The 9,495-nt window shown below is 33.3% G+C and carries 16 protein-coding genes; all 16 read right to left on the bottom strand.

The features are described 5' to 3' along the window. Positions 1 to 2: 2 nt before the first annotated feature. The 16 genes from AAFU52_RS19055 to AAFU52_RS18980 all read right to left on the bottom strand — a co-directional run bounded on the left by AAFU52_RS19055 (position 3) and on the right by AAFU52_RS18980 (position 9,276). Positions 3 to 545, bottom strand: coding sequence for a hypothetical protein (locus AAFU52_RS19055; protein WP_438423134.1), 543 nt, complete (start codon positions 543 to 545; stop codon positions 3 to 5). Then, positions 542 to 1,192 (bottom strand): hypothetical protein, encoded by a 651-nt coding sequence (locus AAFU52_RS19050; RefSeq protein ID WP_438423132.1) that lies wholly within the window; start codon positions 1,190 to 1,192, stop codon positions 542 to 544. The genes AAFU52_RS19055 and AAFU52_RS19050 overlap by 4 nt, the downstream gene beginning before the upstream one ends. After that, entirely contained in the window at positions 1,189 to 1,365 is a 177-nt protein-coding gene (locus AAFU52_RS19045; protein ID WP_438423131.1) for a hypothetical protein, read from the bottom strand. The genes AAFU52_RS19050 and AAFU52_RS19045 overlap by 4 nt, the downstream gene beginning before the upstream one ends. Beyond that, positions 1,365 to 2,636, bottom strand: coding sequence for a phage major capsid protein (locus AAFU52_RS19040; protein WP_438423130.1), 1,272 nt, complete (start codon positions 2,634 to 2,636; stop codon positions 1,365 to 1,367). Before AAFU52_RS19040 ends, AAFU52_RS19045 begins: the two co-directional genes overlap by 1 nt. Next, a complete protein-coding gene (locus AAFU52_RS19035) occupies positions 2,629 to 3,513 on the bottom strand; it encodes a hypothetical protein (RefSeq protein WP_438423129.1) in 885 nt (294 codons plus the stop codon). The genes AAFU52_RS19040 and AAFU52_RS19035 overlap by 8 nt, the downstream gene beginning before the upstream one ends. Further along, a complete protein-coding gene (locus tag AAFU52_RS19030) occupies positions 3,510 to 3,656 on the bottom strand; it encodes a hypothetical protein (protein WP_438423128.1) in 147 nt (48 codons plus the stop codon). The genes AAFU52_RS19035 and AAFU52_RS19030 overlap by 4 nt, the downstream gene beginning before the upstream one ends. Further along, the gene (locus AAFU52_RS19025; protein WP_438423126.1) at positions 3,649 to 4,851 is read right to left on the bottom strand and encodes a hypothetical protein; all 1,203 of its coding nucleotides are present in this window, start codon (positions 4,849 to 4,851) and stop codon (positions 3,649 to 3,651) included. The genes AAFU52_RS19030 and AAFU52_RS19025 overlap by 8 nt, the downstream gene beginning before the upstream one ends. Before the next feature lie 306 nt (positions 4,852 to 5,157). Beyond that, the gene (locus AAFU52_RS19020; protein ID WP_438423125.1) at positions 5,158 to 5,385 is read right to left on the bottom strand and encodes a hypothetical protein; all 228 of its coding nucleotides are present in this window, start codon (positions 5,383 to 5,385) and stop codon (positions 5,158 to 5,160) included. Positions 5,386 to 5,416: 31 nt separating this feature from the next. Continuing rightward, complete coding sequence (locus AAFU52_RS19015) at positions 5,417 to 5,647, bottom strand: hypothetical protein (RefSeq protein ID WP_438423123.1); 231 nt, start codon at positions 5,645 to 5,647, stop codon at positions 5,417 to 5,419. Then, positions 5,644 to 6,015 (bottom strand): hypothetical protein, encoded by a 372-nt coding sequence (locus AAFU52_RS19010; protein ID WP_438423121.1) that lies wholly within the window; start codon positions 6,013 to 6,015, stop codon positions 5,644 to 5,646. Before AAFU52_RS19010 ends, AAFU52_RS19015 begins: the two co-directional genes overlap by 4 nt. 11 nt (positions 6,016 to 6,026) lie before the next feature. Beyond that, positions 6,027 to 6,344, bottom strand: coding sequence for a hypothetical protein (locus AAFU52_RS19005; RefSeq protein ID WP_438423120.1), 318 nt, complete (start codon positions 6,342 to 6,344; stop codon positions 6,027 to 6,029). Next, on the bottom strand, positions 6,341 to 6,589 hold the full coding sequence (locus AAFU52_RS19000) for a hypothetical protein (RefSeq protein ID WP_438423119.1): 249 nt from the start codon (positions 6,587 to 6,589) through the stop codon (positions 6,341 to 6,343). Before AAFU52_RS19000 ends, AAFU52_RS19005 begins: the two co-directional genes overlap by 4 nt. Continuing rightward, positions 6,582 to 6,854 (bottom strand): hypothetical protein, encoded by a 273-nt coding sequence (locus AAFU52_RS18995; protein ID WP_438423118.1) that lies wholly within the window; start codon positions 6,852 to 6,854, stop codon positions 6,582 to 6,584. The genes AAFU52_RS19000 and AAFU52_RS18995 overlap by 8 nt, the downstream gene beginning before the upstream one ends. 259 nt (positions 6,855 to 7,113) lie before the next feature. After that, positions 7,114 to 8,403 (bottom strand): phage terminase large subunit, encoded by a 1,290-nt coding sequence (locus AAFU52_RS18990; RefSeq protein WP_438423117.1) that lies wholly within the window; start codon positions 8,401 to 8,403, stop codon positions 7,114 to 7,116. Continuing rightward, on the bottom strand, positions 8,400 to 8,915 hold the full coding sequence (locus tag AAFU52_RS18985) for a terminase small subunit (RefSeq protein ID WP_438423116.1): 516 nt from the start codon (positions 8,913 to 8,915) through the stop codon (positions 8,400 to 8,402). The genes AAFU52_RS18990 and AAFU52_RS18985 overlap by 4 nt, the downstream gene beginning before the upstream one ends. A gap of 130 nt (positions 8,916 to 9,045) precedes the next feature. After that, positions 9,046 to 9,276 carry a hypothetical protein gene (locus AAFU52_RS18980; RefSeq protein ID WP_438423115.1) on the bottom strand — a complete coding sequence of 77 codons (231 nt, stop codon included), beginning with the start codon at positions 9,274 to 9,276 and terminating at the stop codon, positions 9,046 to 9,048. Between the last annotated feature and the right edge of the window lie 219 nt (positions 9,277 to 9,495).

Here is a 9,495-nt window from a genome sequence, read left to right as displayed (position 1 = left end):
TCTTAAATAATATTTTTAGTATTGTATTTTATTTCTCCCATACAATTATCAGTTAAAGTAAGATTGACTTTAAGCAATAGTGCGTCCCAATAATCATTTGGTATTTCTGCGCCTGTTACGAATTTTCCATAATTTGGATAGTTCGTGCGCCTGTAGAAATTATTGTTATTGTCAATCTTATTTAACTGAATGTTGTTTGCTCCTTTAAAAGCTTGGATAACTAACTGCAAGTTTGGATATAGGTAGTTGTTGTATACAAAATTGAAACGTTGGTCATTAAACCAATCAAGTTGTGTATTCATAGCTAGAATAAATTCGAAATCCCCACTTACCCTAGTCTCGCCCTCAAACAAATCATTTGGTAGCTTATACCATAATAATGGATATGCTTTTTGCCCGTTTGATTGCCTAGTTTGTAATACATTGCTTAATTCATCCTGATCACCTAAATGATAGAATAACTTATCTGTTTGGTTTCCAGTTTCAATATTGTACTTTGGTATAGTATCAAACACTTCACGAAATATCTTCTCTACCTTAATCATATCCCGAATCTATTTATGTTCTCTATTGGCGTGAATTGCCAATCTGGATACGATTCTTTATGATCGGATAGATATTGATACATCGATACTCGTCCTGTATTATCATTATCTCCACAATAATCTTCGAATATTGCGCCATTATGATAAGTTATTACAGGAGAAGTGTTCCGTTTTGAACCTCCATACCATTTAACCATTTTACGCCATGCATCAGTTGTTGATGGTGATACTGATACTTTTTCACTCTTTTTTGACCCTGAAACAGTACCAGATGTGGTATTTTTCCTAGTATCATCATTCAAGTACATGAAGTATATATAGTAAGCCATCATAGACTTATGGAGTAACCCCACTTTTTCAACTAAACCAGGCCAGTAGAATGTCTTTCCATCTTTTTGGTATTCTTTACCATTTAAAAGATCATCCCAAACACTATCTACTGAAGTGGTTTTTATGCTTCCTTGGTTATCGATGTGTAAGTATAAATCCTTACACATCTTATAACCAAGTCCTTTTTCCAAAATCTCACGTTCATATTCGTCAATGAAGTATGTATTCTTCAACTTGTTGTTAACAACAACTGAAGCACTTTCACTTACTTGTGATAAGTATAATTCACCGACAAAATATGATCCGTTAATTATCATTTTTTTGCTATTTTCTTTAAAATGAGCATGTCTGCTGTGTTAGGGTGTCTTTTTAAGACAGTTCCTTTTTTATCATTTCCGTGGTCTTTGATTAAAGTAATTTCAACTAATGCGAAATTGCTTCTATCAGTATTTTTTGGAAATGTTTTTGCTTTGGTTTCGTTATTTTCCATTATGGCCCAGGTGTTATTGCTGTTACAACATCAGCAAGGTTTCCGGAAATAATTCCTCTACGATCGTTTGTGGTTGCATAAAGATGGTATCTCGATTCACCAATCATTGTAATCTGATTTTTCCCGAAATCATCATTCTCCCATCCGAAACGAACCGTATATCCCCACAGGTTTCTAAGTTTCACATTTTTGAAATCTCCAATCACAAAAGTTCCCGCTGCTATACTTGGTTTTGCAACAACACGTACACCTTCGATAATATTACCTTCAGCATCAGCAAAAGGAGGCATGATATAATTGTCGTTTCCATCCTTCGTTAACATCTTCTTTAGATTATCTAAAGTGTTCACAAAAACAACATTAGGCATGTAATACCCTTCACTATCATTTGCAATACCAGCAACTAAAGCCGCAATTGCATCGTAGTATTGTGGATTTGTTACGGTAACTCCCCCTAGAATAGCTGCGTTAAAAGGTGTTGCAATTGAATTGATCCCATTTGTAGCTCCTATCAAATCATTTTGACGAGCTATATCATGCTTCTTTTTTAGTGTATTCGTCATTGCTGACTCTAACCATCCAAAATCATACAAAGCCTCCTCTGTAGCTTTCATTCTACCAGCTACTTTTCTAGGTTGAGAATATGCTGTTACATAATCAACATCAATAAGAGGTTTCAAAGAACCTTCAGCTACTATAGCAGCGTCACCTTCCCCAGGTTGTTCATCTACATATGGAATAGATGCTAAATCAGTATTACCCACATCCAAATATTGCTCCAAAAACATTTCTGTTCTAGCATATGGGCTTACTCCTGATACCGATTGAGCTGCATAAATATCTGCTGCCCCTGTTGGAGTTACGTTTCCTGTTGCAACAACTGCAGGTGCTTTAATTCTGAATTCAAATGACCCAGATCTTGCTGCTTCATTTTTCTTAAAAAATTCTTTTATCTCATTATGCTTTTCTTTCAATGCTTCTGAGACAGCACTTTTAAAATCAATCACACCTTTAGGGTTGTTTCCTTCCTTCAAAGAAGAAATCTCCTTATTAGCTTCTTTCAATTCTGTCTTAACCTTCTCGAAATCTTCTGATTTCACAAAGTTCTCTAACTCTTTTATCGCTTCTTTTTTGTATTCTTCTAAAGCATCTTTTGCTTCTTGTACTTGTTCTGGAGTAGCTGCTTTTTCAATGGCTTCATCCACTTTCTTTTTTAATTCGGCTACGTTTTCATTTACCTCGTTAGCCATTTCTTCTGCTGTTTTACTCATCGTAATTCAGTTTTAAATGTTTACATAATTCGCTAATCGAGGGTTCGTCCTGAATGTCTTTCGACGGTTCTTGCTCTGCCTCCTGGGTGTCTTTCGACGGCCCTGTATTATTTTTAGAAGTTCCTTGTACAGTTGTAAGCTCATTAGCCCCGAACAAAACAGCCGAATACTCAACTAGTTTTATTTCCTCAACCGCCCAAAAGAAACCTTTTGAATCTACTTTGCTCTTATTAATTACCATAGGATAAAACTTATCCCAGCTTTCCTTTTCGTACTTATCTTCCTCTTCTTCAGAGTTCATACAAAGGGTAATCTTGATGTATCTTAATCCGATACTATGCTGCTTTATCTCATCATCTGAATACAGGTGAAAGCATTTTTTGTCATATTTTTCTTTTACTATTGAATTACCAATTAAAGCTTGCCCTTGTTTTAGGTCCGATTCGATATTAAAAATGGAAAGGTCTAACCACTGAGATCGCATCTGTACATTACCTCCGATTATATCATCTGTAGAATACCAATGATTTTTAAGGTGGTAAATCAACTGTTTATTGCTTGCTCCTTTTTCTTTAATGGTTCTATTCCAACAATCTGGAATCAATACATCCATGTATGAATCACACCATCCTGCCATGTTAGCAATTGCATCAACTTCTATTTCTCCATCTTGTAAATCTTCCTTGACTGAAACAGATTTAGTAACCTTTGATCCTATCTTGTCTTTTGAGTTTGCTTTTAGGTTTAAACACCCATATTCAAAATCATCACTCTTAATTTGTGATGAACACTTTTGTGCTATGATTTTCTTTCTGTTTGATTTTAAATAGGCGAACAGCTTACTTTTTTCTTCAAAATGTGGTATTGCAACTCTCATAATCTTTCCTTTTTTTCGTAAGATTCAGCACAACCGCAATCTATATCTGTGCAATTGTCACACGTTTTAAATATGATCTTACCAGCAGCTTTCTTTTTCTGCTTTATGGATTTCTTTAGTGCTTCTTTATCGATCTTACTCATCACTTAATACTTTATCTAATTCGCTAATCTTCATTGCATCCTCAGGTTTCATTTGAGACTTAATCAGCTTTTCATATATTTTCGTTTTTCTCTCTCGAGTTTCGAGCTTTTTATCTTCCAGAATTGCCATTACAGGCAAATGTATATAGTCAAGGTGAATTGTTTCTTTTGATTCTTTTAGATTGAAAAAGTTCTGGTAAGTGTTGGCGAAATCTTCACCCTCAAACATGATAGAGTTTTGAATCCATTGTACTACTGCTTGGCTTTTATTAGCGTAAGTATCTTGACCATTCATGTACCATGTAAATACTTCTTTTGTAATTCCATACGCCCCTAGTATTCGCACGAAATCACCAGCCATCTGCTCATCATATATTAAATGCGTAAAGTCATTAGCTAAAGAGTGAACATCTAAATTACTTTGAGATGCAATAATATCTTTATGAAATAAATTGTTTTCAATTTCCTTCTTTTCATCCGGCTTCATCTCTTCTCGCATATGCTCGTCCATCGTCTTGTTAGAAGTGAGAAACTTTCTACTGAAAATTAGATTTACATTTTTTGACTTTTGAGCTTCTTGGATGTTACTTAATTCTGGTATTAATGAATCTATACGGGATGGACTTTTGAAGTATTCTCCATCTCTCATTCCATTGGTTACATCATAAAAGAAAAGTAAATCTGATACCGGTATTTCTTTTTGATAACCTGATAAAGTGTATTCTATTTTTTGTTTTTCAATCTCCTTAATGTCAGTGTTAGCAATCTGCATTTTTGATTGTTTGTTGACATCTTTGTATTCTATACAAGTAGGTATTAGGTGCTCTAATGCATAGATGTTCCCTAAATCTTTAGGGTTTGCATTGTTTTTAGTTTTGATTACTCTGGTAATATTGTTTCCTAAAGATTTAAACCATAAATGTTTGTATAGAAAATCTGATTGTGATTGTGAGTAGTTAGGATCACTTATTAGGTTGACAAAAGGATGATTCTCTACTATATCACCTTTTTCATTCTTGACGTATACTTTTGCTCTACTGAATATTGAAGATCTAATATCTAAAGCAGTGAATAGAGCAATGTTTGTTAGTGAAATCTCTAGGTAATCTTTAGACAAATAATTGTGTTGGCCTTTTAGAAAATAAGAAATGTTGCCGTATCGGTCTCGTACTACTTTAAGACCGCCTCTAAACATCCCTTTTAAAGAAGATAATATTCCTATGTTTTACTCTGCTCAGTCGGCATTGGATAGGTGGTCTGTGCGCAATAATTTAGATCTGCGCTAGGTTTATAAAAATGCTTATAGATAAGCTTGGTATCCTTGTTTGGACGTATAATGTTAATACTTTGACATTTGGAGCAATAAACATCCCCTAAAGCAATATGCCCTAAGCGATTATTACAACCCTTACACTTTGTTTCTGTCATTTGTAATACAAAAATATAGTGCAATTTACAAAATTATTTTTATTTAGTCTAAATAAAAATAGAAGTAATTTAACTACTCATTGTCATTGTTAAACGCTACTACATTTTGTTCAGGTACTAAAACTCTAAACACCCCATAGGCATTTCCCCAAAAACCTCCAGTGTTAATTTCTTTTATTCCTTGATAAATTGCGTTATGTCGTTTAAGTTTAGCCAATAAATCCTTCTCACTTGTTTTTCTGGTGGCTAATATTTCAACAATTAAGTATTTCTCCCCGTTTAATTCTGTTGTTATATCCATTTATGTTTATTGATTTCTCCGTATTTAGGTATTAAACAAAACTAAACCCTCTTTCAAACGCAATAGTAATAATGTATTCTGCTAATTCGAAATGCTCTTTATTGATTTGATCATCTAAGTGATACTTCAAAAAGTTGTTTGGCGTTTTATCTATAATATTTTTATACTTTTCCAAGTTTTTCAAATACTCTTCGTGTGTTTCTTCTGGCGTTGATTCTACAATCTGCGCAATCCTTCGCAAAACCATATCTAATTTTTTCATGATACAATGACTAATTTCATTATTTCGCTTAATTCAGTTATTCTATTTTTATAGAATAACTTGTCGTTCTTATGATCTGGTCGACGATATAAAGACCTCCCATAGAATATAGGAAATTTAACATTTATACCTCCAAAACCTCCTGTTCTCTGTCTATAAATTTGAAACTCTCCAGTTGGGGCGTAGTTCAGGTAGAATTTATCTTCAAAATCATCCATAACACCAAATTGTTTAGGCTTGGAATTATATACCCATATTTCATTAGGTATATACATTGGCTCATAATTAATCCATTTAGGTTTAGAACATTTTGTCCATCCGAGTTTTTTAAGGTTACTTTCCCAGTTTTCATTTGTTAATTCATCCATAAAATTCTTGTTTATTGACTATCTTCATTTCTCTGATTAAACCACATTTTAATTAATTCCTCTTCGGTAATATCCTCTAACATGAAAGGATCAAAACCTTCTTTGTATTCTAAGTACTCCAAAATAAGCTTAGAAAGTATATCTATATTCTCAACATACTCATCTAGCATCACAACCCAACCTTCTATTAATGGGAATGACCCAACAATATAATCATTCATGTATAAGAAATGCCTAGAATCAAACACCTGGTAGTCATCTGCTTTTATTCTATAACATTCTTTTTCGCTTCTGTAAGCTATGTAATAACGGCTTGGTTGATCGCTCATTTAAAGTTGTTTCGAGGTAAATTAACCTCTGATTCCTTATTCTCTCCAATTACAGCTATTCCTCCTTTCTCAAAAGTCGGAGTATAACTTAACATAACAGCTTGCCTTGCCCACCAAACTTGCTCGTGAGCAAATGCCAATGTTTTCCATATATCTTTAAATGGTTTCCTTCTGGCGTATTCGGTATTCACTAATATGATTAATGATATTAGTTTTAGTTTATGTTGTTTTTCGGCCTTAGTCATCTAAATAATGGTATTTAACTTCATTTTCTTCATTACTAATAAAAATACAATTTTCTATTACATATTTTGCATCCTCCAGGCTTTTGAAATAATTAAATAAAGGAAATAGTTTGTTATTAACCTTGATAAAAGGTGGTGTAATAAAATCAGTTTTAGTATTAGTCATAATATTGGTGCCATTATCCATCTTTTTACCCATGAATTTCTGGATTGTGAATATTCCGTTTGCTTCTTTGATTCTGAAATCAGATTTTTTTAGTTTCATTTTGTTATCTGTTTTTTGACTCGAACAACAATGAATCGATCAGTAACATATCGGAATCTCTTTTTAACTGTGAATTGATACCTTAAAGTGTGTTTGTTGATCTTTGTGTACTTGTTTAATGTTTTTTGAGATCCGTATAATTGAAGTTCTTCGGTTTCTTTATTGTAAAAAATGTACATCAATTTAGTTTGTATAAAGATACGGCTTCAATATATAAAAATCAATACTTTTACTATATATTCTTTAAATAAATGGTAAACTAAAGAGTTATCCTATATTTCTTCCGCATCCAAACTTTAGCATATCTTGATTCGTCCATGAGGTGATCATTTCCTTTTATGGGTTTTCCATCAATAGGCACTTTATATTGATCCGTTTCAAGATAATACCCATTATACTCACTCTCGTAATTTATTGAAGTATCAGTATAGTAATTCTCAGCTCTATTAATGAATTCAATCCCGGACTTTACCGAACCTGGTGATTTATCAGAAGGCCGTGCGTTATACCCTGCATTTCTAAGCTCTCTTATAGCGTCTTTTGCTGCACCATCTACGATCATAGGCTGCTGTTTTCTGACTCCTAACATTTCAAGTTTATCAACAAGTACCCCTTTATTTATTTCTGTAGCTTCGGATTTTAATTGTCTAGAAGATTTATAAAGCATTTCATGATCATAAAACTTACCATCATTATATTTATGTTCCCCGAGTGCATTAGGTGCTGTATCTCCTATATCTAACCCGTAAACAGCAGGGAAATCCATATTAAGATAATCTCTTAAAGATACTCTTTTCCAATTATTGTATACTTTGTTGTGACCTCCATCACTTACCAACCCTTTTATCTGGCTGTAATAATATTTTGGTGTAGTATCTTTATATCTCTCATATCTGGCTCTAGTGTTGTGATCTATGTTCTTTATGTTGTCATAATACGTTCCTTTTACAGATATATGGTTTGGTATTCCTTTTGGTTCTAGATCGTAGTAACCCTCATATTGTGAATCAATTGTGTTGTGGTAATTACGTACTAGCCAATGTTCCTTTGGCGGTGGATTCCATGATCGTATTATTTGAATCTTACCCTTTGTAGTTCTTAATGAATCGGCAAGCTTGTTGTACTCCTCCTCTCCTACTTCTTCACATTCCTCAATATAAACATGTGTAGCCCCTGCAATAGATTTCATATTGGCCGTGTTGGCTTTTGTAGAAGCTCTGAAACCTTTTGATTTTATGATGTTTCCATTAGGTAGATAAATAGCTGACATACTGGAATCATTAATTTTAAAATCTTTTAAATAGTCATAAGAGTTAATATCTGAGACCTCCTCTATTCTATCTTTAAAATCCTGCCATAACGAATCCCTTATGCTGCTCTGTATAGCTCTAACAAAATAACCTCTAAAGTAAATAGAAGTTCTCATTTTAAATAATGCGTGTAATGTTATATTATGGCTCCCTCCTCTAGCACGACCACCCCATACATCAGCTTCATAAAAGTCTTCAGTAAATATAGGTTTAGAATATGAAGAAGGTATTATTTTCATTCTTCTTCATCTTTCGAAAAATCTTTGAATATAACTTCAACCTGTTGCGGTTGTGATGATGGTATCTTTTCACCTCCAGAGGTTAAATCCTTCTTATCTGTTAAGCCTAAAGAACGAGATATTATGTTGGCATTTAGAAGATCTGCCGCAGCGTTTGTGAACTGTTGTTCGTAAATCGTTTTCTCTATATGTGTGATGACTGTCGAAAAATCTTTTGATAGTTTATCCTCTTTTCCTCTTAATAACACCTTAAACTGTCTTAAATAAGCATCATTACAATCCAGGTACAAACAAAGTCCATTCAGTGTGTATACTCTCACCTTACTCACTGGATGATCAACCACTCCTTCCTTTGCGCTGTTTATTACTTTATTCTCAATTAAAGGATTATCATCACACCATTGGAAATACTCACAAGCAGCTTCCCAAAGCAATTCAGGAGTAGCAAAAAGCTTATCTCTTCCGTGTTTACTTCTTAGTTTCCAAAATTGATTTCCTTTAGGTGCTCCCACTGTTATTTCGTTTTAAATATGTAAGTGTATATATCTTTTTCAAAATCTCCATTACTAATTCCAACCTTATAAGGTTCTATTGATACCTTACTCCAGTTGGGTTTTGATCTATTCTTTTTTATACTAAGTTTCATGACTTACCCTGTTGTTCTGCCTTATCCATTAGATTCTTTAACTTCTTGTTGAATTTAGATTCTTTGGATTCTTCTTTTGACTTTCTTTTTTTGTAGGTCATTATAAATTGTAGACTCAGTGAGATCCATAAAGGAGATAAAGCCCACCCCCATGACCAGTTTATATGATCTGTTAGTTTTAATGCAATGAATAATAATGCTAGTAATTGACTAAATGTTAGTTTCATTATTTATTTTGGTTTTTCCTTAACCTTCTTAGCTTCCACTCTAAATATCGTTTATAAAGTGAAAGAGTTGAATCCACTAATTTTAGTGCTAGTAAGACAACGACTAAATATGCTAACCATTCTGCTATGTTAATTGTTACTTCCATGTGTTTTTTCTTGTGTCAAAAAAAAGAGAAGGCATTGTTTAATACCTTCTCTTTGCCTCATAACTAACAATCT

This window comes from Aquimarina macrocephali (assembly GCF_051627225.1).
Taxonomy (GTDB): domain Bacteria; phylum Bacteroidota; class Bacteroidia; order Flavobacteriales; family Flavobacteriaceae; genus Aquimarina; species Aquimarina macrocephali.
This window is presented reverse-complemented; position numbering and strand designations above follow the sequence as displayed.